This window comes from Aliiroseovarius subalbicans (assembly GCF_022678625.1).
Taxonomy (GTDB): domain Bacteria; phylum Pseudomonadota; class Alphaproteobacteria; order Rhodobacterales; family Rhodobacteraceae; genus Aliiroseovarius_A; species Aliiroseovarius_A subalbicans.
Genome location: NZ_JALBYQ010000006.1, coordinates 79,296 through 101,686, shown reverse-complemented (window position 1 = coordinate 101,686; position 22,391 = coordinate 79,296). Strand labels below are relative to the sequence as shown.

General features: G+C 56.5%; 20 protein-coding genes and 1 pseudogene. 15 read left to right on the top strand and 6 right to left on the bottom strand.

The window, feature by feature from the left end; all coding sequences use genetic code 11:
* Positions 1 to 357 precede the first annotated feature (357 nt).
* Both MN188_RS16330 and MN188_RS16325 read right to left on the bottom strand, forming a co-directional pair.
* Positions 358 to 606 (bottom strand): annotated as a pseudogene (locus tag MN188_RS16330) (recombinase family protein); the annotation flags it as partial.
* 57 nt (positions 607 to 663) lie between these two features.
* Complete coding sequence (locus MN188_RS16325) at positions 664 to 1,761, bottom strand: tyrosine-type recombinase/integrase (RefSeq protein ID WP_242110343.1); 1,098 nt, start codon at positions 1,759 to 1,761, stop codon at positions 664 to 666.
* A 157-nt stretch (positions 1,762 to 1,918) separates the two neighbouring features.
* Here MN188_RS16325 and MN188_RS16320 point away from each other — a divergent pair, with 157 nt between their 5' ends.
* Together MN188_RS16320 and scpB are read left to right on the top strand one after the other, a co-directional pair.
* Positions 1,919 to 2,818, top strand: coding sequence for a DUF1403 family protein (locus MN188_RS16320; protein ID WP_242110342.1), 900 nt, complete (start codon positions 1,919 to 1,921; stop codon positions 2,816 to 2,818).
* Positions 2,819 to 2,820: 2 nt separating this feature from the next.
* Positions 2,821 to 3,462: an SMC-Scp complex subunit ScpB gene (gene scpB / locus MN188_RS16315; protein WP_242110341.1), complete on the top strand. Its 642-nt coding sequence runs from the start codon at positions 2,821 to 2,823 to the stop codon at positions 3,460 to 3,462.
* On the opposite strand, the gene MN188_RS17770 is transcribed toward scpB, so the two are convergent.
* The 3 genes from MN188_RS17770 to MN188_RS16305 all read right to left on the bottom strand — a co-directional run bounded on the left by MN188_RS17770 (position 3,424) and on the right by MN188_RS16305 (position 6,966).
* On the bottom strand, positions 3,424 to 4,377 hold the full coding sequence (locus tag MN188_RS17770) for a TniQ family protein (RefSeq protein WP_353890423.1): 954 nt from the start codon (positions 4,375 to 4,377) through the stop codon (positions 3,424 to 3,426). The genes scpB and MN188_RS17770 overlap by 39 nt on opposite strands.
* A 71-nt stretch (positions 4,378 to 4,448) precedes the next feature.
* Positions 4,449 to 5,330: a TniB family NTP-binding protein gene (locus tag MN188_RS16310; protein ID WP_242110340.1), complete on the bottom strand. Its 882-nt coding sequence runs from the start codon at positions 5,328 to 5,330 to the stop codon at positions 4,449 to 4,451.
* 1 nt (position 5,331) lies between these two features.
* Complete coding sequence (locus MN188_RS16305) at positions 5,332 to 6,966, bottom strand: Mu transposase C-terminal domain-containing protein (protein WP_242110339.1); 1,635 nt, start codon at positions 6,964 to 6,966, stop codon at positions 5,332 to 5,334.
* Positions 6,967 to 7,112: 146 nt separating this feature from the next.
* Between MN188_RS16305 and MN188_RS16300 the strand changes: the two genes are divergently transcribed.
* Complete coding sequence (locus MN188_RS16300; protein WP_242110338.1) at positions 7,113 to 8,174, top strand: helix-turn-helix domain-containing protein; 1,062 nt, start codon at positions 7,113 to 7,115, stop codon at positions 8,172 to 8,174.
* 269 nt (positions 8,175 to 8,443) lie between these two features.
* On the opposite strand, the gene MN188_RS16295 is transcribed toward MN188_RS16300, so the two are convergent.
* Complete coding sequence (locus tag MN188_RS16295; RefSeq protein WP_242110337.1) at positions 8,444 to 9,343, bottom strand: LysR family transcriptional regulator; 900 nt, start codon at positions 9,341 to 9,343, stop codon at positions 8,444 to 8,446.
* 222 nt (positions 9,344 to 9,565) lie between these two features.
* On the opposite strand from MN188_RS16295, the gene pxpA reads away from it, so the two are divergent.
* The 12 genes from pxpA to MN188_RS16235 all read left to right on the top strand — a co-directional run bounded on the left by pxpA (position 9,566) and on the right by MN188_RS16235 (position 22,388).
* A complete protein-coding gene (gene pxpA, locus MN188_RS16290) occupies positions 9,566 to 10,297 on the top strand; it encodes a 5-oxoprolinase subunit PxpA (RefSeq protein ID WP_242110335.1) in 732 nt (243 codons plus the stop codon).
* A 40-nt stretch (positions 10,298 to 10,337) separates the two neighbouring features.
* Positions 10,338 to 10,580: an acetyl-CoA carboxylase gene (locus MN188_RS16285; RefSeq protein WP_242110334.1), complete on the top strand. Its 243-nt coding sequence runs from the start codon at positions 10,338 to 10,340 to the stop codon at positions 10,578 to 10,580.
* A gap of 12 nt (positions 10,581 to 10,592) precedes the next feature.
* The gene (locus MN188_RS16280; RefSeq protein ID WP_242110333.1) at positions 10,593 to 11,978 is read left to right on the top strand and encodes an acetyl-CoA carboxylase biotin carboxylase subunit; all 1,386 of its coding nucleotides are present in this window, start codon (positions 10,593 to 10,595) and stop codon (positions 11,976 to 11,978) included.
* Positions 11,975 to 12,850 (top strand): 5-oxoprolinase subunit B family protein, encoded by an 876-nt coding sequence (locus tag MN188_RS16275; protein WP_242110332.1) that lies wholly within the window; start codon positions 11,975 to 11,977, stop codon positions 12,848 to 12,850. The genes MN188_RS16280 and MN188_RS16275 overlap by 4 nt, the downstream gene beginning before the upstream one ends.
* Positions 12,840 to 13,814, top strand: coding sequence for a 5-oxoprolinase subunit C family protein (locus tag MN188_RS16270; protein ID WP_242110331.1), 975 nt, complete (start codon positions 12,840 to 12,842; stop codon positions 13,812 to 13,814). The genes MN188_RS16275 and MN188_RS16270 overlap by 11 nt, the downstream gene beginning before the upstream one ends.
* Positions 13,815 to 14,185: 371 nt before the next feature.
* Positions 14,186 to 15,235, top strand: coding sequence for a TMAO reductase system periplasmic protein TorT (gene torT / locus MN188_RS16265; protein WP_242110330.1), 1,050 nt, complete (start codon positions 14,186 to 14,188; stop codon positions 15,233 to 15,235).
* Positions 15,236 to 15,241: 6 nt separating this feature from the next.
* Entirely contained in the window at positions 15,242 to 16,828 is a 1,587-nt protein-coding gene (locus MN188_RS16260; RefSeq protein ID WP_242110329.1) for a sugar ABC transporter ATP-binding protein, read from the top strand.
* Positions 16,825 to 17,829: an ABC transporter permease gene (locus MN188_RS16255; protein ID WP_242110328.1), complete on the top strand. Its 1,005-nt coding sequence runs from the start codon at positions 16,825 to 16,827 to the stop codon at positions 17,827 to 17,829. Before MN188_RS16260 ends, MN188_RS16255 begins: the two co-directional genes overlap by 4 nt.
* Positions 17,822 to 18,805, top strand: a complete 984-nt coding sequence (locus MN188_RS16250) for an ABC transporter permease (protein ID WP_242110327.1) — start codon at positions 17,822 to 17,824, stop codon at positions 18,803 to 18,805. Before MN188_RS16255 ends, MN188_RS16250 begins: the two co-directional genes overlap by 8 nt.
* Positions 18,802 to 19,155: a cupin domain-containing protein gene (locus MN188_RS16245; protein WP_242110326.1), complete on the top strand. Its 354-nt coding sequence runs from the start codon at positions 18,802 to 18,804 to the stop codon at positions 19,153 to 19,155. The genes MN188_RS16250 and MN188_RS16245 overlap by 4 nt, the downstream gene beginning before the upstream one ends.
* Before the next feature lie 134 nt (positions 19,156 to 19,289).
* Positions 19,290 to 20,252 (top strand): AraC-like ligand-binding domain-containing protein, encoded by a 963-nt coding sequence (locus MN188_RS16240; RefSeq protein WP_242110325.1) that lies wholly within the window; start codon positions 19,290 to 19,292, stop codon positions 20,250 to 20,252.
* Between the two features lie 108 nt (positions 20,253 to 20,360).
* Positions 20,361 to 22,388 carry a hydantoinase/oxoprolinase family protein gene (locus MN188_RS16235; protein WP_242110324.1) on the top strand — a complete coding sequence of 676 codons (2,028 nt, stop codon included), beginning with the start codon at positions 20,361 to 20,363 and terminating at the stop codon, positions 22,386 to 22,388.
* Positions 22,389 to 22,391: the final 3 nt, after the last annotated feature.

Genomic DNA, 22,391 nt, shown 5'->3' with positions numbered 1-22,391 from the left:
TGAGTCCGGCAAGAAGAATCTAAATGTAGTGGAAAAGTTATCCACAGCACCAATAGGTACTGCCGCACCTAGAGTTCCCCAAGCTATTGATATCGTAGCAATAAGTGCAGACATTCCTGTATCAGGCCGCTAATCTGGAGAGTTTGGGTGGTATCAGCTAAAGCCATGCAACTATTGACACATTCGGGCTTCTGAGGGTGCCTGTGCCGACAGATTCTACAGGATTCGGGCTGCAGGTCATACCTAGACGTGGCTCGATCCTGTCGGGATGAGACGAAGTCGCTCTGCTCGTTCCAGCAACATCTTCACGGAGGATGGTTGCCAGCTTGTGCGCCCACGCGGAGTACGTTCGCGCATAGCCTCCAGACGCTCGATCACCTCCAGCAGGTGCGACAGAGACCGCGCTAGACGGTCGATCCGTACGACGACCAGCGTGTCGCCCTTGCCGATGCGTTCAAGGACACGAGTAAGCACGGGCCGCGCGCGATTGCCGCCTGAGGCGTGTTCCTCAAAGATACCGACACATCCCGCAGATTTCAGGGCCTCAGACTGGGGCAGGGGGGTCTGATCCCCTGTGGATACGCGCGCATAGCCTATCAGGGGCATGAAATCGGCCGTTTGCAATTTAGGGTATCGCTATTAAACGACCGAGTGATGGCACATTCACAGGCCTGCGGCTTTGGTCAGATTTACCCGGAATCGGTCGCGGCGGCGCTGGTATCGGCGGGTCATCTCGGCAGAGGCGTGCCCGAGCTGTTTCTGGACGTAGCGCTCGTCGACTTCGGCTGAGCTGGCGAGACCTGCACGCAGGCTGTGCCCCGAAAACAGCGCAAGGCGGTCTTTCTCAGGAAGTTCCGCGCGTATGCCAGATTTCAGCACGGTTTGCTTGATGAGGCGGGCGACGTGTTTGTCCGACAGGCGGGCGTCCAGCGCCTTTTTGCCATCGCGCGAGGTGCGCACGAAGACCGGTCCGAAATCGATCTTCGCGAAGTGTAGCCATTGTTCCAGCGCGTGCACGGGGCAGGTTTGTTCTGAAGATCCACGCCCGATCTCGACCTCGCGCCAGCCGGTCTTGGCATTCAGCGTCAGCACCGCGCCATCCTCGAGGATCTCGATCCAACCGGCAGAGTCAGGGGTGTCGTCTTTCCCGACATCCAGGCTGACGATTTCTGAGCGCCTGAGACCGCCGGCATATCCGATGAGCAAGATCGCTCTGTCTCGCAGCCCGCGCAGATCGAAACCCAGGGTGGCGACCATGGCGAGGATGTCCTCGGGGAGGATGGCTTCTTTCTGCACTGGTGGGCGGGCGTGCTTGCGTTTGATGCCGGCCAGCACGGTGGCGACGTGGCGATTCTTGCGGTCGAGTGCGAAACCCCGTTGCGCGTAGTTCCAGGCAAGCCCGGACAAGCGGCGATCTATGGTCGAGACCGATAGGGCAGGGGACCCGTTACTTGGTGCAGCCAGGTCGGTCAGATAGAGGCCGATCATCTCTGGCGACGGAGGGAGCGGATCCGTCCCCTTCAGTCGGCACCATCGGGCGAAGTGTTTCCAATCGGCGGCGTAGGCCTTGTTGGTGTTCTCGGCCGTCGAGGCTTTGGCGTAGTCACGTGCATTCTCAACCAACCGATCGAAGGCGCCGGAGCCGGCGATATGGGAGGGCAGGGCGATCGTATCGCTTTCCTCTTGATCTCTCTCGTCGACCTGAGCATCATCAAACGCGTCGGAGGGCGCCGAGGTCGATTTCTCGCTTTCTGAGTCCACCTTTTCCCCACAAATTCACTATTCTTGAGACTATGCTGCAGCGTATCCCCATACGTCCGATAATGCAAACTTATTGGACACTACTGTGAATCAAATAGTGGGGCGGTTTAGGTGCTATTCTATGGCAAAAAGCGCCGCCGTGCATTAGTCTCGGGGCATGAACTATGCCCGGCCTCCTGCCCGAAGCGACCTTGAGACTATACCCCGGCTGCCGCCCTGGATCACCTCCGGGCGGGCACAAACCCTTGAAGATGTGTCTTTTTTGTCAGGCGCGGCCCTGTCCCACCTGCATCTTGTGTTGAGGCATGACGCTGTCCCCAAACCCTTGTTACGCAACCGGTTGGCTTTGCGGGCGGCAGAGGCCTGTGTGGCGTTTACGGGGCGTCCCGAAAGGGCAGGGGAGTTGCGCGACGAGATAGCCTTGTTGCGACCGGGGGATCAGCCCGGGCCAGCTGGACAGGTCTACCAGATGTGGATGCGGGCGGTGGAGCGGCCGGTTTCGATCCGGTCCTTGTCTCGCGCGATGCCGCATCAGGGTCCGGAACGGATTGCGGTGTGGCTCGACCAATCTGGCGCAGGGCAGGGTGGTCCGGTGGATCGCGCGGCGTTGGTGCTTGGGGCTGTGCTGGCTGACGCGCCGCGGCTTGAGGCCGACGCGTTGGTTCTGGCGGATGCCACTTTGGCGCAGGCGCTTGGCTGGGATCACGTGATTCCCTTGCTGGCGGGCGGTTTGATGCGTCGCGACATGCGCAAAACAGATGACGATTTGCGACTGGCCTGCCACGAAGCCATCGTCACGTCCGTGACCGAGGCGGCGAGGTTGGCCGGTGATCTTGCGCACCGTACGGCGCGGCTGCGGGCGGTGGCGCCGAAGCTGCGGGCCAGGGGATCGGATGAGGCGGTTCAGATGTTCCTGACACGGGATGCGGTGGCACCTTCGGCGCTTGTCTCGCTGAACTCGGGTCGGTCAGCGCGGCGGTTCTGTGATCGGCTGGTTGAACTCGGCGTCGCGCGGGAACTGACTGGTCGCGATACGTTCCGGCTTTATGGGGTGTAGGGATGGCCAACGACCGCACCGAACCAGACTTTGACCGGGAGCTGAGCGACTTGCCCGCAGAGTTGCGCTGGCGCGAATGGATGCGGCGGATCGAGGCGGTGCTGTTTGCCTCTGCCACGCCGGTGTCGCGGGACCACCTGACCCGGGTTGTGGGGCAGGGGGTGTCGGTGGATTTGCTGGTGGAAGATCTTGCCGCTGATCTGGAGGGGCGGGCCTTCGAGGTGGCCAAGGTTGGGGATGGGTGGGTGCTGCGTACCCGGTCGGCCTATGCGCCCGCAATCCGGGCTGCAGCGGATGTGGGGGAGCAGGTTCTGGATCTGCGGGAGTTCGACGTCGCAGTGCTGGCGGCAATTGCCTATTACCAGCCGATCACCCGCGATGGGCTGAAGGACATCTTCGGGCGTGAGATCAGCCGCGACCTGATCGGGCGGCTGCATGATCGCGGGCTGATCGGCACCGGCCCGCGTGCCCCCCGTCGTGGGGCGCCCTATACGTTCGTGACCACCGGGACGTTTCTCACTGCCTTCGATCTGGAAACGCTTCAGGACTTGCCGGACCGGGAACAGATGCAGGATGCGGGACTCGGAACTGAAAGCGGTTCGAAATCAATTTCCCTCTCGAGCTTGTCTCGAACGCCTGTTTGATCGAAGACGGCCGATGGCCAGCAACAGGTCTGTCAGATCGGGGCGAGCAGGACGTGTGTTCTGTTCCGCGGAGTTTCGAAGGATGACCCTCTTGCCGAAGGATGAGGCCAGTCCCGGAAAAGTCGGAGCGGTCCGGGCAATGCGTGCCCAGAGGGCAGCGCCCGGGTTTTCACACGGCCATTGGAACGGCATCGGGCCGTCTGCCAATTGACGGAACAGACGGAGGCGATCTCGGATTGACAGGTGCGCAATGGATTTGAGTTCCTCGCCAAAATTGAAACACGCGGTGGCAAGCAGAGCGGGAAGAGAAGTTCTTCCCGGTAGCCGATGCCCCGCTACATGCAATCGCAGCAGGTCGTCGAGCAGCCGTTCGAGCTGCTGGACGTCGTGTTCGGCGCGCACAGTGGGTTTGCGGAGATCGCCACCGCACCAAACGCAAATCTGTTGAGGCACGAGCCGGTCTTGCCTGGACGGGGCAATGCCGCCTCCGCAGGTGGGGCATGTATCGCGCAATTGGCAGCCATGTCGGAAACAGGTCATCCGCGTGGCCAAAGTCCAGCCCCGCCGGAAATAGGGTAATTGATCTTCCCTCAGGCAGGCCGGACAATATTGCAGGCGGGTGACCTGCGGCCCGGACGCATGGCGCGCCTGAGACTCGGTCAATAACCGCAAACGCAATCGAGCCAGGGGGTCGGGAACAGGGGTCAGACCTGCGATATCCTCGGCAGGCACCCGGGTCTGTTCGACAAGAAGATTGAGGACATGCTCGGGAAGGGCACGGTCAAGTCGCGTCGCCCAGCCTGCGCCTCTTAGTCCGAGAACGCGCCCAAAATATCGCGTCGGGACACCATTGGCCAATGCGAGCCGGTGCAGCCAACTTGACAGAAGCTCTCCCGGAGCCGGAGTGACATCCACCGGCCAGCCGCGCCCCACCTCGCTGGCATATCGGCGCGCAGGCGTGACGGTGATCCCGGGTGAAGACCGGTTCACGTCATCTCGTTGCGCAAGGCAGCGTTCCGGCGCCTCGACAGTGGAATGTAGTTCAGGGATGCAATGCTCGCTTCGGTGATTTGCTCCTCACCGCTCCTGATCGCGGCAATTGCGGCATTGCTGACAATGTCGACAACCTCTCCGATCAAACCTTCCGACAGATCATGAATGATCCTCGCCATTGGCTGGCGCGACAGCTCCGAGGGTAGGGCAAGCGGTATGCTGGCCTCAAGGCTGTCGAGGAGCGTTGCGAAATCCTCATCATACCCCCACCTCGGAATAGGGATCGTGTCAAACCGCGATCCCATTTCTTCGGTATCGTGGATTGCGTCGTAGACCGCGACCTCACCGACAAGCACAGGCGAAATGTCATGAACCCTGGCCATGCGGCGCAGGAACGAAAATATGGCTTTGACGTCCTGCCGTCGCCCGCGCAGGGCACTGTGGAATTCGTCGAAGATGAGCACGCGGGGCTTCAGGCTTTCCAGCAGATGATCCACCTGCTCTCCCGCGCGTGACAGGCTTCTCCAGCCAGCCGCCTGAGGGGCGCGCAGGCCGGAAAGAATGCTGGCGTAGAAATGGGACAGGCCGGCGCCTTCCCGGGTCTGGATCACCCAGACCCTTTGCCGATCCGACAGTCGTAAATGCTCGATGGCGAAGCGTTCGGCAATCATCGTTTTGCCATTGTGATAGGGCCCCGCCAGCAACACGCCCCGCGGGCGCAAGGAGGATGGCCGGTCCAGCAGAAGACGCATGGCGTCGTGGGCTTTGCCAGCGACCGGGTGGCTGATCCAGCGCGGCCCTCGGATATGGGCAATCCGAAGCGCATCTTCGGAACCAAGAAGCGAAGCGGCGGAAGGAAGGAGGTGATCCGCCATCTCACCACTCCTCCACCGGAAAGACCCGTCGCGGGCGGTCCCGGGCCGGACCCTTGCGGGCGGGTGCCGGGGAAGGGGCAAGGCTTTGATAGGGTTTTGGAGCATCGGCCGCATGTCTGGCGCGGGCCAATGCCTTCATCTGCTGTTTTTGCGACGTCGACGCATCCACGGTCGCGGCGATTTCGCGCCGGATCGCCGTTCTGTCTTCGATCGGGCGTCTTCCGGTTTCGCGCAGCCGGCTTCGTTCGGCCTTGTGTTGCCACAGGGTGATCGGTTCGGGTAAGCCGTCTCGCCGACCGACTGAGCGCCAGGCTCCGGTATCGGGATCCCTGAGGTAGATGTGGCTCATGTCACGCGGGTCGTAGCGAAGATCGAAAGCCTCCAGTCGGTCGCGCCGGGCGATCAATGGGCCGAGCCAGGGATCGAAATAGTCGATGGCGAAAAGGCTGATGCCCTGAGGTGAAATCCTGCGGGTGGTGTTGGGGAGGAAATTGAGCAAAACATCCATGGGATTGTCGGCGGGGCCCTCCATCACACGGCGTTTGCGTTCCCATTCATCGGTCGGCACGGTCAGTTTCCGAGCGTTCTGGCTGAGATTGTGGTCAATAATCGCCAGGGCGATACAGCGTTCGAGGTCCGAGAAGCTGAGCTTCGCCCGTTCTGCGGATAGATAGTCACCCCGGTCCGCGATGGAGCGCCCGGTCTTGCCTGGTAATGACCGCAGCACCGTGTTCACCTTGCCGAGAAGTCGTTCGACAAGACCGCCACGATGGACGGTCCCTTTGTTCCGGGTTCGAATGGCGATGCCATACTCCGCACATCCCCGGGTGAAACTGGCGCTTTTGAATTCCATTGCAGAATCCACCACGATCTGCTTCGGACGGCCAAACATCGGCCAGGCATGATCGATGTTGCGTTCGGCCAGCCAGTCTTCCTTGCGGCACATTGCCTGCGCCAGACAAAGCGCGACCGACAGGCGCGACGGTTGCTCAAGAGTAAGACAGAACCCGATGATTGCGCTCGTCGCGACATCCGCTGCGATCGTGAGGTAAGGTCGGCCGACAAAGATGCCCTGACCATCGATGATTTCCACGAACTGGATATCGGCAGGGGTATGGTCGATCTGGACCACGTCAAGGGCGTGCTTGGCCCGGATATAGCCAGGTCGAGGTTTCAGGCGGCGCAAGCTTTTCCCGCCGGAATGTCGCCGCCGTGCGATCTCTTCTGGTGTGAACAGCAGCGGGATGCGCTTTGCGACGGTGATGTAGGCTGGCGGAGAAAGCCCCTTGCTGGCACAGCGCGCGCGGATTTCCTCAACGATTGGCGCGAGGTCCGGTTGCTCGGGCCGAAGCCACAATTCCCGCAGCGTTTCTGCAATGATCTCCTCGACGGCCTGGCTGATCCTTGCCCGTCTGGCACCGTTGGTTCTTGGCAGAAGGGAAGACACCCGGCGTTCGTCGCGGTATCGTCTCAAGTGATTGTAGACCTGGCGCGTCGACAGGCGCAGTTCGGACGCCGCGCGAGCGACCGCGTCTCGCATTGGTTCGGTCCCATCCAGAAGGCGATCCAGCTCCCGTGCAATACGGGTGGCCTTGTTCCAGTTCTCGTCAGAAGCTTCCCGTCCGTTCGGCGTCATAAGCCGGCCGTTTCAGACTGTCTTAACATCACTTTCTGCCCAAATTCTCTCGCTTATTGAAATGCGAGTCAAAAAATTGAAATCGCAACGTAAAATCCTACGTTGATTCGCACCTCATCCTGCTGAAATCATTTAAGAACCTTTTGATGAAACGACAATGTAATTGCGACACTGAGGAAGATTTATGGTTCCTGCCGGCCACGCCGGAAGATGTTGCGCCGACCGACATGCCGTGGCCCATTGCAGCACGGGAGGCCAGCATTGAGCCCAAGGTCTGGCAGGCCGCGGAGAAAGAACAGTATCGCGGCTTGCTGGGGGCGGTTCAGGCGGCCACCAAGTTTGGCGAACGCCTTAGGCAATTCCCTAATGAAGTGGCGGAGCGCTTTGCTATCGAGACTGTCTCGGCCATTTTGCGCAGCGAGGGGACTTGGATCAGCCCCGAACAGATTGCGCTGTATCGCACGTTACGCATTGCCAGCGATGACGCGGCGCAAGATCTCAGCCGTGCGGACTGGGCGGTGCGGCGTTTGAAGGCTGGTCGTTCTTTGGATGTCGAGGCAGGAGGTGCGTTAGATGGGCTGCACGATTTCCTCGGGCGCACATCGGTTGTGTCTCCGCAGTCTGTGCCGGGCGAGGAAAGGCCCGTTGGAGAGGAGTTGTCTGCCTTGAGTGATCGGTGGTCCTTTGGGCTGGACGCGCTGTCGGGCTGCCATCCGCTGACGAAAGCGGCTTATGGATTTGCCAGTTGGCGTGCGGAAGGTATCACGCCGTATGAAGAACTTTTGGAACCAACCACGGCGGCACTGCTGGTCGGGGTAGGGGGTCTGGCGCCGTTTTTGCCGATGGGGCAGGGGCATCGTCTGGATCGTCATTCACTTCGTGCCGGTTCCGCCGGGGCGGAGGAACGTCTGGTTGTGTTCTACGGCGCCATCGAGGCCGGTGCGCTTGCGGCGGCTTTGGAGCTGGATCGATTACGGGCTTGGCAGGAGCGAGCAGGGCAGGCCGTTTCAGATTTGTCAGGGCGTACGCCGCCAAAAATGGTTGCGGCTCTGATGAGGGCACCGGTGGTGTCGGCGGATTGGTTGGCACAGGAGGTGGGGTGCACCACGGTGTCGGTTCGACGCAATTTGAAAACATTCACCGAGCGTGGTTTGGTGCGCGAAGTCACGGGGCAGGACCGGTATAGGTTCTGGACGGTGACACCTTAGCGGATGCCTTCAAAGTAATTCGTCTCCGTGAGTTCGAATCCTAATTTCTCCTCGTATTATGTTCGCCGTTTGTTTGCAAATAGTCTCGGCATGCGATCACGCAGTCAGCGCTATGCCAAGGTTTTTGGCTGGTTATCGCTTTGTGCATGGCCTTGTTCGATAGGTCCGACATCGAGTTTTTGTGCAGGATAGCGTTCGAAAGGTGTTGAAAAGTGAAGGGAATATTGGGGCTCTCCGAAAGCTCGAATCCGATTACTTCCACCCATTCCCTAAGACAGAACAGCTAACTCCATAAGTTCAAAGAACGCTTTGGCGGGCCTGTTGAGGACCGCATGCTTCGACCATGCAAGCCCGACGTCCATGGTCGGAATGATGTCATTCACCTCCATAACGTCAACGCGCTTCCCTTCCAGTGACCAGGGGCGGTAAACCATATCCGACAATACGGACACGCCCATGCCACCGGCGACCATACTGCGGATCGCTTCGACTGAAGACGTTTTAATCAGGGTTCGGGGTTGAAAAGGAGTCTGGTTCCAGTATCGCAGTGCCGTGTCAGAGGCCTCATCCACGGTCAGCATAATGTATGGTTCCTGTGCGATTTCTTCGAGTGTCGCGGATTGGTTACCTAAAAACCGATGACCGTTGTTTAGCCAAAGTCTGCGTCTGGAGCGCAGCAGGACTGAATGAGCAAGTTCATCGTGATTGCTGATGTTGGACGTCAACATGACCGCTAGGTCGAAAGCTCCTGAAATTAAACCTTCTTCAATCGCTTCTCTGTCTGCCTCGACCAGATTGACGGTCACATTTGGAAAAGCATGCATAAAACGGGAAAGAAGGGGGGGCAGAAAATAGCCCGCTACCGTATAGGTTACAGCGAGGCAAAAAGACCCCCTGACATCTTGCTGAACACGTCGCGGGATTCGAACTGCCTCTTCAACCGAATCGACAATGCCTTTGGCATGATTGAGGAACAGGCTGCCTTCATACGTCAGGCTAACGCCGCCTGAATGACGGTCAAAGAGAGAGGTTCCAATCAGGTCTTCGAGGGATTTGATCGCGGTGGTGATCGCCGACTGGGAAACGTTAACCTCCACCGCAGCCTTAGAGACCTGTCCGGCTTCTGCAGCAGCAATAAAGTAGCGTATTTGCCTGAGCGTAAGGTTCATCACAGCCTCCATTTCGGATGGTGGTTCAGATATCCACGTGACGACGAAAACTGACACAGATGGCGTCGCTAGCAACGAAAGGTCGCGTCAGCATTATCTGTTTTTCAGAATGATGTGGTATAAAAATCATATTTTACAATTCATAAGCCCGGCGTTTAGCCTTGGATTAAGAGAAGGGATGCCTGCTGTCGCGCTGCGTTCCTGCCAATCCAGGGGAATAGAATGGCCGTAGATATCAACTGTGACATGGGCGAGAGCTTTGGCCTTTATAAGCTGGGCGATGATGACGCGATCATGCCGTTGATTACCGAAGCAAATGTGGCTTGCGGGTATCACGGGTCTGATCCAAACCATATGGCCCATGCCGTGGCATCAGCCAAAAAGCACGGCGTCAAGGTAGGCGCACATTTCTCGCTGCCTGATCTGGCAGGCTTTGGGCGCCGTGAAATGATGGTCGACCGTGCAGAGATGGCCAACATCATCCTTTACCAGATTGGTGCTTTGAGCGAATTTTTGAAGGTCCAGGGTGTGAAGCTCTCGCACCTCAAACCGCACGGTGCACTTTATGGTATGGCAGCGCGCCACGAGCATATCGCCCACGCGATTTGCGATGCGAGCGAACACCTTGGCGTTCCGATCTTTGGGTTGGCAGGCACATTGCACGAGGAAATCTACACCGCACGTGGCATGGAGTTTAAGGCGGAATTTTTTGCTGATCTGGACTACGATGACGACGGCAAGCTGCTGATCACCCGCGAACATTCGGCTTATGATCCAAACGTTGTTGCTGAGAAATCAGTCAGGGCTGTTGATGATGGCATCGTCGTGAGTGCATCCGGAAAACAAAATGTTGTGCGTGCAGAGACAATCTGTGTGCACTCCGACACGCCAAATGTGGTCGGTATTGTATCGGCCATGCGCGCGGCGCTCGGCGACAGGCTTGCCACGTCCTGAGCGACTGCGGCGCAACCGACTTTCTTTGAGGAGATATAAAATGTCCAAATCCGAAATAAAATCACCGCTTCCGGGTGTGTTTTACCGTAGCTCGTCACCCGAAGAGCCGAACTATAAAGAAGTCGGCGACACCGTGAAGGTGGGTGACGTCATTGGCCTGGTTGAGGTGATGAAAACCTACACTGAAGTGAAGTCCGAATTTGACGGCACCATTACGTCGTTCGCGACAGAAAACGAAGATGCGATCATGCCCGGTCAAGTGCTGGTCGAACTCGAAACATAGTTGGTACAAGTCATGGGCATTTCCAAACTTCTGATTGCGAACCGCGGTGAGATTGCCGTCAGGATCATCCGCGCCGCGCGCGAGATGGGCATTCGCACTGTTCAGGTCTATAGCGCGGATGATGTGAATTCTCTGGCGGTCGAGATGGCGGATGAAGCTATCGAGATCGGGCCACCGCCTGCTTCAAAATCTTATCTGAATATTGAAGCTGTGTTGGATGCCGTTAAACAATCCGGCGCAGATGCGGTGCATCCCGGTTATGGGTTTCTGGCTGAGAATGCTGATTTTGCGGATGCGGTGAACGCGGCAGGCATCGCCTTTGTCGGGCCCAGCGGCGACATGATCCGATCCATGGGTGACAAGGCCTCGGCCCGCAAGGCTGCTCAGGAGGCCAATGTGCCAACGGTCCCAGGTAGTGACGGTATCATCGTAGATCTTGATGTGGCCAGTGAACTGGCGGCTCAGATAGGTTTCCCGGTGATGATCAAGGCGACCGCAGGTGGTGGTGGGCGCGGTATTCGCGTGGCCGAAAATGCCGAGGAATTCGCTCAATTCGCCCCGCAAGCTGCGGCAGAGGCAAAATCAGCCTTTGGCGACGGCGGGCTGTACATGGAAAAGCTGATTGCCAAGGCGCGTCATATCGAAGTGCAAATTCTTGGCGATGGCGTCAATTTTGTGCATTGCTATGAACGGGAATGTTCCCTGCAACGCCGACGACAGAAGGTCTGGGAGGAAGGACCGTCTTGTGCGCTGAGCGATGAGGTGCGCGAAAAGCTGTGTTCCTCAGCCGTCGCACTGGCGGCATCGGTCAACTATCGGGGCGCTGGTACAGTTGAGTACCTCTATGACGATGAAAGCGGTGACTTTTACTTTATCGAAATGAACACGCGTATTCAGGTCGAGCATCCGGTCACTGAGGCAATCACAGGCATCGACCTTGTGAAAGAAATGATTGCGATTGCGGGGGGGACACCGCTGTCGGTTTCCCAGGATGACATCGTGTTGCGTGGCCATGCGATCGAAGTGCGCATCAACGCCGAAGACCCTGCGAACAACTTCATGCCCTTTCCGGGGGTGGTCAGCGACTTTCGCACGCCGGGCGGCCCTGGAGTGCGCTTTGATCACATGCTGTACGATGGTTATCAGATCCCGCCGTTCTACGATTCACTGGTCGGCAAGCTGATTGTATCGGCCCATACACGTGAAGCTGCGATTTGCCGTCTGGCCCGCGCTATCACCGAATTGCGCACCGGAACGCTGAAAACCACCGCACCGTTATTTGCAGCTCTGGCCCGCGATCCTAAGGTTCAGGCCGGCAACTTTCACACCAAGTGGCTCGAGCCATGGCTGGAAGAAAACGCACATACCCTTTCCGATGACGAAGGAACAAGATCATGACATCAAGGTACACCTTTGGAGGTGATGAACACATCTTTGTTGAAGTGAGTGAGGAAATGTCGCTAGAGGCATTTTTCACCACATTGTCGATGACCAACGCGGTGCGAGACGCCAAAATTGACGGCATCACCGAGATTTGCCCGGCGAACGCCTCGTTTCAGATCAAGTTCGATCCGGATGTAATTCATCCTGATACGCTGATGGCGCGTCTCAAGGAAATGGAAACAACGGCCAGTCTGGCAGAGCCCGTTCTGACCACCAGGATAATTGAAATTCCGGTATTGTATCAGGATCCCTGGACGCACGAGACATTGATGCGCTTCCGAGAACGGCATCAGGATCCGGGTGCGACTGACATAGAATATGCAGCGCGGATCAATGGCTATGATAGCGTTGAGGATTTCATCGCCGCGCATTCAGGATCACCGTGGTTCGTGTCGATGGTTGGTTTCGTGTCTGGCCTGCCTTTCCTCTATCAGATGGTGGATCGCGACCGGCAAATTCAGGTACCCAAGTATCTGCGCCCGCGCACGGACACCCCAAAACTGACCGTGGGCTATGGTGGCTGCTTTTCCTGTATCTACTCGGTACGCGGAGCAGGTGGCTATCAGATGTTCGGAGTCACCCCGATGCCGATCTACGATCCCGAACAAAAGACCGGCTACCTCAAGGATTTCATGGTGTTCTTCAAACCTGGCGACATCGTCAAATGGAAACCCATTGACCGGGCCGAATACGACAGATGTATCGCTGCGGTTGAGGCGAATACTTATGAGCCACGTATCCGCGAGGTGGTCTTCTCGCTTGAGGATTTCAACAAGGATATCGACGGCACCAACGCCAGGCTGGAGGAGATGCTCAATGCCGATTAATGTGAAAACAGCCGGTTTTGCGACCACAATCCAGGACCTTGGGCGCCCGGGCTACTATCATTTGGGTATTCCGATGGGCGGCGCGATGGATCGCTTCGCCATGCGCTGTGCCAACATGCTGGTTGGCAATGACGAAGGTGCAGCGGGCCTTGAATGTGTGTTCATGGGTCCAGAGCTTGAGTTTACACAAGACAGCATTGTCGCGGTGACGGGTGGTGATCTGCCGCCCAAACTGGACGGTGAAGTGCTGGACTCTTGGAGCGCAATTGAAGTCAAAGCAGGTCAGGTCCTGTCATTCGATTTCCTGCGTTCCGGCGCGCGCGCCTATATTGCAGTGGCGGGCGGGATCGACACGCCGACCGCACTTGGCAGCCGATCCACCTATCCAATCGGGGCATTGGGCGGTGTTGATGGCCGCGCCATTCAGCCGGGCGATGTACTGCCCGTGGGCAAACCCGCGTCTGCGGCAAAAGCTGGTGCGCACATTCCTGAAAATATGCGCCGTCTGCCGGGTAAGATCGCTGAACTGCGCGTTTTGCCGGGGCTTTACTGGCACCGTATCACTGAAAAATCGGGCACTCGTTTCTTTGATGAAACATGGAAGGTCGCCTCTGAGGCAGACCGGATGGGCTACCGCTTTAAAGGCGGTACGCCGCTTGAGTTCGTCGATCGCGAACCGCCGTTTGGTGCGGGGTCGGATCCATCGAACATCACGGACGCCTGTTACCCTTACGGATCAGTGCAAGTGCCCAGCGGGTCTGAACCGATTATCCTGCACCGCGATGCGGTATCGGGTGGCGGGTACTTTATGATCGGGACGGTGATTTCCGCAGATATGGATCTGATCGGACAATTGCAGCCCAATGTAGAGACGCAGTTTGTGAAAGTAGACATGGACACCGCCCTGGCCGCCCGACGCGAACGCGCGAACTCACTGAACAAAGTGCGCGAGCATCTCTCCTGAACGCGCATGCCGCCGGAGGAGCTTTGACGTTCTTCCGGTGCTCAATTTGATGAAACGAAGAATAGGAACAAAGCCGTGAAAAAGTAGTTGTACAGGACCGCAAATCCACCGCCATTGCACGCGGGATCAGGGTAGCGACGTTGGTACGGGCGAACTACGGCGGGAACTCCGAAATCTGGGAAGGAAGACGGCTAAACGGGCGAAGATTGTTCGTAATATCAGGCCAAAAAGGCCGCTCACGACCAATATCACCGCCTCCACACTCAAGATAGTGCAGGCAATACTCCGGCGTCATTGTGAGTTTGACACGAGATTGCACCGAAACGCTTTGCACAATGACTCACAAAACAACCTGAACTGGGAGGTTCACCATGAAGAAACTACTCGCAACTCTGTCAACATCCGCCATTCTTGCGGCGTCTGTGACAACGATGGCATCCGCAGATGGCTCCATTTGGCCCTTTGACGTTGTCAACGCGGCTGACGGCAAAAACGAAACCGTATCCTATTCGGGGTTGGAAAAAGCTGAAAAGCAATGGCACATTTGCGTGCTTTTCCCCCACATGAAAGACAGCTATTGGGTTGGTGTTAACTACGGCATCGTAGATCAGGCTCGCAATCTGGGCGTTAAGGCGACTATTCTTGAGGCGGGTGGCTATACCGAAGCCGCCAAGCAAGTGTCGCAATATAATGACTGTCTTGCTCTGGGTGTCGACGCGATTGTAATTGGGGCCATCTCAGAAGCAGGCCTGGCCAAAAGTATGGCAGAAGGTAAGGCAAAAGGTGTTGTTCAGGTCGGTGTGATCAACCCGATGAGCGATGTGGCCGACGCGCGTATCTTTGCAAATTATGATGATGCCGCCGAAGCTGGTGCTAAGTTTCTGGTAGAAAAGGCAGGCGGAAACGCTATGCGCATGGTGCACTTCCCTGGTCCGCAGGGTTCCGGTTGGGCAGAAGCGTCAACAGAAGGCGTTGAGCGCGCGCTGGAAGGCAGCAGCATTGAACTTCTGGAAGCAAAATATGGCGATACAGGCAAAAGCATCCAGCTTAAGCTGGTCGAAGATGCGCTGCAGGCGTATGACGGCGTAAACATCGTTTACGGCACAGCCGTGACAGCCGAAGTCGCCGCACAGGCGCTGGAAGAAGCCGGCATCGACGATGCGCAGATCGCTGCGTATTACTCCAACGAAGGCATGGTTGATCTGGTTAAATCCGGCGTTGTGACCGCAACTGTGACCGAGTCTCCGGTGATGGAAGCACGCATCGCGATGGATATGGCTGTGCGTATTCTGGAGGGCAAAGATCACATGGTGCATCTCTTCCCATCCATGACCGTTGTGACCAAGGAAAACATAGATGGTCTGGACCTTAGCCGCTCGTTTGCACCAGCGGACTGGAATCCGGTATATTCGGTCGAGTAAGCTTTGATGACCTCAACAACAACAAAACCGGGCGCAGCAATTGCGCCCGGAACGTCCGATGCAGCTCTTATTGAGATTGCGCATCTGGATAAGTCCTATGGGGCATTTAAAGCTCTGGAGGACATGCAGTTTGAATTGCGCGCGGGCGAGGTTCATGTGCTGTTCGGTGAAAACGGCGCCGGGAAATCGACGCTGATCCAGATTATTTGCGGAGTGCAGCCCTTTGACAGCGGCTCGTATCGCTTGTTTGGTGAAACGCTGTCCAGCCTGACGCCGGCACTTGCGCATGCAAAAGGCGTCAGCGTCGTTTTTCAGGAATTCAGCCTGATCCCCGACATGACCGTCGAGGAAAATCTGTTCCTGGGCCACGAGATAACCAGCGGCGGACGTCTGGCCAAATCAGCGATGCACAAAAAAGTTCAGGCGGTTCTGGATCGGCTGGGATTCCACCTTGATTCCTCTGCCCGCGTCAGCACGCTGCGCCGGGCCCACCAACAGATGGTTGAGATTGCCAAGGCGCTGCTGTGGGATTGTCAGGTTCTGATCTTGGATGAACCCACGGCATCTCTGACGGATCACGAAGCGGCACAGCTTTTTGACATCATCGAACAGCTGCGCAGTGAGGGGCTGGGAATCGTTTACGTTTCGCACCGCATGCCTGAAATATCCCGTCTGGCGGACCGTGTGACAGTTCTGCGCGATGGCAAGTTTATTGCGACGGTTAACAAGGCGGACACCAGCGAAAAAGAGCTGGTTCAATTGATGACCGGCCGCACCTTTGATGAGTTTTTCCCCCATATTCAGCGCAATCCGGGTGATACGGTTCTGGCGTTCCGGGATGTGACGTTGCAAAGCGGGCTGGCCGAAAATATCAGCTTCTCCGTGCGCCGCGGAGAGGTGCTGGGTTTTGCCGGGCTGGCGGGCTGCGGCAAGTCTGAAGTGTTGCGCGCCGCCTTTGGGCTGGAAGCTGTCGAGACAGGAGCGATCACCACTGGTGGAACGAAACTGGACAACAACTCGCCCCGCAAAGCATTAAACAATCGCATATGCTACCTGCCATCTGATCGCGCTACCGAAGGGCTGGCGATGCACCAGAGTCTGATTGCAAACAGTACTATCGCAGCGCTGGACGATCCGGTGTTTTCGCTTGGCAATATGCTGCTGAACCGCCGTGCTGAAACGAGTTTCACGGAAAAGATGATCGACAAGCTAAAGATCAGAACGCCTGGACTGCACGCCAAGGCCGATCAGCTTTCGGGTGGCAACAAGCAAAAGCTGATGATCGCACGCGGTCTATCGCGGGAGTTCGACGTGTTTCTGTTTGATGAACCGACAGTGGGCGTCGATATCCAGGCGAAATTGGAAATCTACGACGTGATCAAAACGCTGACGGAAGAGGGCAAGGCCGTCGTCATCGCCTCCTCTGAACTGGCCGAGGTCATGCATATGTCGCACCGCGTAATTGTGATGCGTGAAGGCGAGATTGTTGGCGAATTGGACGGTGATGCCGTCACAGAAAACGCACTGCTTTCGCACTTCTTTGATCACGGCGACCAGGACACCGACCAACCGCAGGGACACCCGACATCATGACCGCCCACGCCGCCATTCCCGAAAGCCGCACCAGCAAAGTCTTAAAGGCCATCGGGATTTTGCCATTTGTTCTGGTGCTGACATGCGTATTGCTGGCGCTTTACGAGCCGCGGTTTCTGCGGGTATCAAATCTTATCAATGTACTGCGAAACGCATCTTTTTTAACGATCATCTCTGCCGGGCAGATGTTGGTGATTATCGTTGGCGGCTTTGATATCTCTGTTGGCGCAATCGTGGCACTGACCAGTGTCAGCTCGGCACTTTCGATGGTTGGGCTTTCCTCAATGGGCATCGAAAGCGCCGGCGTCATTGTTCTGTTGGGGTGCCTGATGGGACTGGTGCCCGCATTGGCTGTCGGTATAGCGAACGGGTTTCTGGTTAGCGTGCTCAAGATTTCGCCGTTTATGGTGACAATTGGTACAATGACGATTGCGGTCGGTATCGCGGGGTATGTGACAGGGGGCACGCCGATCTATGACATGCCCGAGTTGTTCACCCGCGAAATCGGGCGGGGGAAATTCTTGCGCCTTCCTTATATCGTCTATGCGGCGGCGCTTGTGTTGGCCCTGTTGTGGTTTATGCAAAACCAGACCCGGTTGGGGCGCTATTTCTACGCTGTAGGAGGGAATGAAAAGGCGTCCCGTTTGACAGGATTGAACACCCGGAAATATATCTGGCTGGCCTATGTTCTCAGCGCATTGTTGGCAGGCATTGTCGGGCTTTTCCTGACGGCACGTGTTGGATCTGGCGAGGCGACGTTAGGCAGCAATCTGATGCTGGAAAGTATCTCGGTGGCAGTCATTGGGGGCGTTGCCCTCAAAGGGGGCGTGGGACGCATCCAGATGGTGGCACTCAGCGCCATTTTCCTGGCGGTGCTCAGCAATGGCATGAGCCTCGCGCGGATCGACAGCAAATATCATATCATCATCATTGGCCTGGTTATTGTTTTTGCGGTAGCCGCCGAAAGCTTCCGCGAAAGCCGGAGAAACAAACATGTCTGATCAAACCCAGGTATCTGGCCATTCCTTGCGCGCAATTGGGCCGCATCTTCTGTTGCCGCTGGCCATTGTTGCAGTTGTCGCGTTCTTCGCACTGTTGCAACCGGCGATGCTGTCTGGTGACAATATCGCCAACATAATGAAGCAATCGTCGCTGTTCTTTTTTGTTGCCTGTGCACAGTTGGTCGTGATCATAACCCGTGGATTTGATTTGTCAGTCGGCGCAAATGTCTCGCTGGTTTCGGTTGCATCTTCTATGGTGATGACGGCGATGATCCCGGTATTTGGCACCGGCCTAGGCATTGTCTTGGGTGTGGGCATCGGTCTTTTGATTGGTGTTGGGATCGGCGCGATGAATGGTCTGTTGGTGGCTTACGGCAGGATCAATCCTTTCATCGTTACCCTGGCCACGATGAGCATTTTTACGGGTGTTGCCACGACGATTTCAGGCGGTTTTCCGATCTTTAATCTGCCTGAGGCTTTCAGTTTTGCCTTTAATCAGATGATTATCCTGATGTTACCGATCCCACTGATCATCGCCGGGGTGGTCGCCTATGGTCTGCATTTCTCACTCACCAAAACGGTGCACGGCCGGGTGCTCTATGTGCTTGGCGACAGCAACGAGGTAGCCCTTGTCGCGGGGCGCCGTGTTAAAGAGCATTTGTTTCTGGCATATGTCACAAGTGGCGTTTTGGCGTCTGTCGCGGGCTTGCTTATGACAGCTCAGACCGGATCAGGAGAGCCCAATCTTGGAACGTCACTTGTGCTCAACAGCATCGCGGCGGCCGTTATCGGGGGGGCATCCCTGCGCGGTGGTTCGGGCGGCATTTTGGCACCAATCTATGGGGCATTGCTGATTGTGTGCCTGTCGATCGGCATGAACCTGCAGCAAATCAATGGATCACTGCAACCTGTTGTGATTGGCGCGATCCTCATTTTCGGGGCGGCATTGGATGCCCTTAGAACAAGGGAGCGTTGATCGCTCTCCTGAAAAAGGCGGAAGGGGAAATTATGTGCGAAGGGAAACAACAGGGGACGGCAACGCCAACTGTCTTGATTGACAATAACCGGACCCGCGTCACCGAATGGCGCTTTGCGGGTCGCGGCGACAATACCGGCTGGCATGTGCATGCGTATGATTATGTCGTCGTGCCGGTGCAGGATGGTATTCTAGAGATCACAGACAAGGACGGCAACGTGACGAAAGCGACGCTGAAAACCGGTGTCCCGTATTTTCGTGATCTGGGTGTGGAACATGATGTCGCCAACGGAAATGATTTTGAATTTGCTTTTGTCGAACTAGAGTTTCTGGAGAAATTGCAGGCTTGAAACCGTTTAAGACCGGGCGTCTGCCATCCAAAGGTTTATGCGCATTTCACCAAGAATTGGTATAGCATCCGGACAATACTAATCAAAAGGATGGTGTCCGATCCAAATGGGGGGATGCTTTAACTGGGGGAAACATGCATTATTCGACAGCTCAGTGTGATGAAGCCAACAAGAATGAGTATTGGGCCCAGACATTGTCCGAGGCTTACTTTCCGTTGTCTGCCGAATGTCACAATAAATCCGAATTCGAAGGCACATTAGACTCATGGTCACTTGGTATCCTTGGGCTGTCTGAAATGGAATGTGATGGCGTCCTTTACCGCCGCAAACGGACCCACTTTGCCAATAAAAAAGACAGCAGCCTTCTGATCACTATTCCTCACAAAGGCGATGTTCATTTCAAGCAGTCCTCACGGGACACCAAATGCAGTGCCGGCGGTTTTCTGGTCGAACGGGGGGATATGCCGTACGAATTCTGGCATGGCAAACGTAACAAGCTTTGGGTTCTCAAAGTGCCAACAGCCAGTGTGCGCTCACGCTTGGGAGCAACTGACCGGCTGGGCGCGCTGACATTTGATGCGACACAAGGTGTCGGTTCATTTTTTGTAGGCGCCGTGCGCAATACGATTCAATGTGTCGGCAAGATCAACGATGCGGCCCGCGATGTGGCCGGGCAGCAGTTGCTTGAACTGCTTTGTCTGGCGATGCGCAGTGACGATCGCATTCTGGACAGTTCTTCTTCGACCATTCGCGCGGCACATTTGCAGCGGGCAGAGCAGTTTATTCGTGACAATCTGATGAACCCGAACCTCAGTTCGAAACTGGTGGCAGAATCCTGTGGGATATCTTTGCGCTATCTGCAACGGCTATTTGCAGAAAGCGACCATTCCATTGTTGGCTACATTCGCGATAAGCGGCTCACGCGCTGTGAAGAGGCGCTGAAGATGGCCAATGACACATCGACTGTGGCAAATATTGCCTACAAGTGGGGTTTTTACGATCAGGCCCAGTTCTGCAAACACTACCGAAACCGGTTTGGCTGTACGCCGACGGAAACCCGTAAGAAAAGCCGTTTAGGAGCGGGTAATGCGGTCTAACCACCGCTGTTAAAACACTTAATTGAAAACGCTGTAATTGACCCTCTTTCGAGGCGTGGCTCTGCTGTGCCGAAAATGCGGGTTTAAGATAAATGACAGGATGAGATGATGACAAAAACAAGGGTCGCAGTTGATGTTGGCGGGACGTTCACCGACGTATGCATCATGGATGAAGATACCGGGCAAATCCGTATCGAAAAGACACCTTCAACACCTGATGACCCGATGCGCGCCATCATGACTGGTGTCTCGGACGCCAGTGTGGACCTGTCGCAAGTGACGATGTTTTCACACGGCACAACCGTGGCTACCAACGCGCTGATTACTCGTAAATTGCCGCGCACAGCGATGGTTTGTACCGAAGGGTTTCGCGATGTTGTCGAGATCCGTCGATCCAACAAAGAGGATTTGTGGGATACCTACAAAGACGTGGCCAAACCCTATATTCCACGCCGGGATCGTTTGACGGTCAAAGGGCGCATTGATGCGGCCGGTAAGGTGATTGAAGACCTCGACGAAGATGAAGCCCGCCGCGTTGCCGGAATTCTGAAGCGGCGCGACGTCAAGGCCATCGCTGTCTGCTTCATCAACTCTTATGTGAACGGAGCACATGAGAGGCGGATGAAAGAGATTTTGCAAGAGGTGCTACCCGATGTGCATGTCTCGATCTCGTCGCAGATCATGCCAGAGATTTTCGAACACGAGCGGTTCTCGACCACCATGGTGAATGCGGCTGTCTCGCCCGTGGTTGTCGATTATGTGTCCCGGCTGAGCGATAAATTGTCGGACGGCGGTTATGAGCGGGATTTGCTGTTACTGCACACAGGTGGCGGTGTCATGACCCCTGCCAGCGTCAAGGATTTCGCAGCCCGCCTGGCAGGATCCGGCATTGCGGCGGGCGCAATTGCGAGCCGTTTCATCGGCAATTTGTGCGGCTATGAAAACTCGATCGGCTTTGACATGGGCGGCACCAGCACCGACGTATCACTAGCTTATCAGGGTGAATCGACAGTCACCAAAGACTGGTACATCGAATATGGTTACCCGATCCGCTTCCCCAGCATCGAAGTCTTAACCATTGGCGCAGGCGGTGGCTCGTTGGCCTGGAAGGACGAAGGCGGCTCTCTGCGCAACGGCCCACAATCAGCGGGCGCGACGCCGGGGCCCGCCTGTTATTCTAATGGCAACAAAGTGGCGACGAACAGTGATGCAAACGTGGTGCTGGGCCGTCTGGGCACCAGCCTTGCAGGTGGTGACATCACGCTCGATCCGAAACTCGCCGAGCAAGCGGTGCGCGATACCGTGGCCGAGCCGTTCGGCATGGAACTGCACGAAGCCGCTGAAGCAATTATTGACGTGGCCAATGCGAACATGGCCAATGCGGTGCGATTGCTCTCTATTACCCGCGGGTATGATCCACGCGATTTTGCGCTGGTCGCTTTTGGCGGGGCTGGGGCATTGCACGGCGCTGCGGTTGCCAAAGAATTGTCAATCCCCGTTGTCATCGTTCCACCAAATCCAGGTGTGACCTCGGCGATGGGCTGTCTTTTGGTCGATATCCAGCATGACTTCTCGGACAGCTTTATGGCTGATGCAGCGACGACCAAACCCGAAGATCTGGAAACCGCATTTGCCAAGATCGAATCCGAAGCGACAGAGCGTCTGCGCCATGAAGGCGTTGCCGCAGAAGATACCATACTTCAGCGTACAGTCGAGATGATGTATCAGGGCCAATGGCGTTCACTTGCCGTATCTGCGCCCGCCAAAGTCACCTCGACCAGCGCACTGGTTGACGGGTTCCACAATCAGCATGAACGCGAATACAATTTTCGCCGAGAGGACGCCCCGGTCAGCATTTTCCGCGTCGGTGTCAAAGCGACAGGTGTGGTGCCCAAGGCCGCGCTGCCATCTTACAAGGTGGTCAGGAACACGCCCAAACCCATTGGCCAACGCGATGTCTGGTTCAAATCAGAGCGCTGCACAACGGACGTTTATAACCGCGCCAGCTTTGCAGCAGGGGCAGAATTCAGCGGCCCTGCGATCGTCGAACAGGTGGATTCAACCGTTGTTGTGCCGCCAAACACAACGGCGACAGTCGATCAATATATGAATATTCTTATTAAGGTGGAGGGTTGAGCC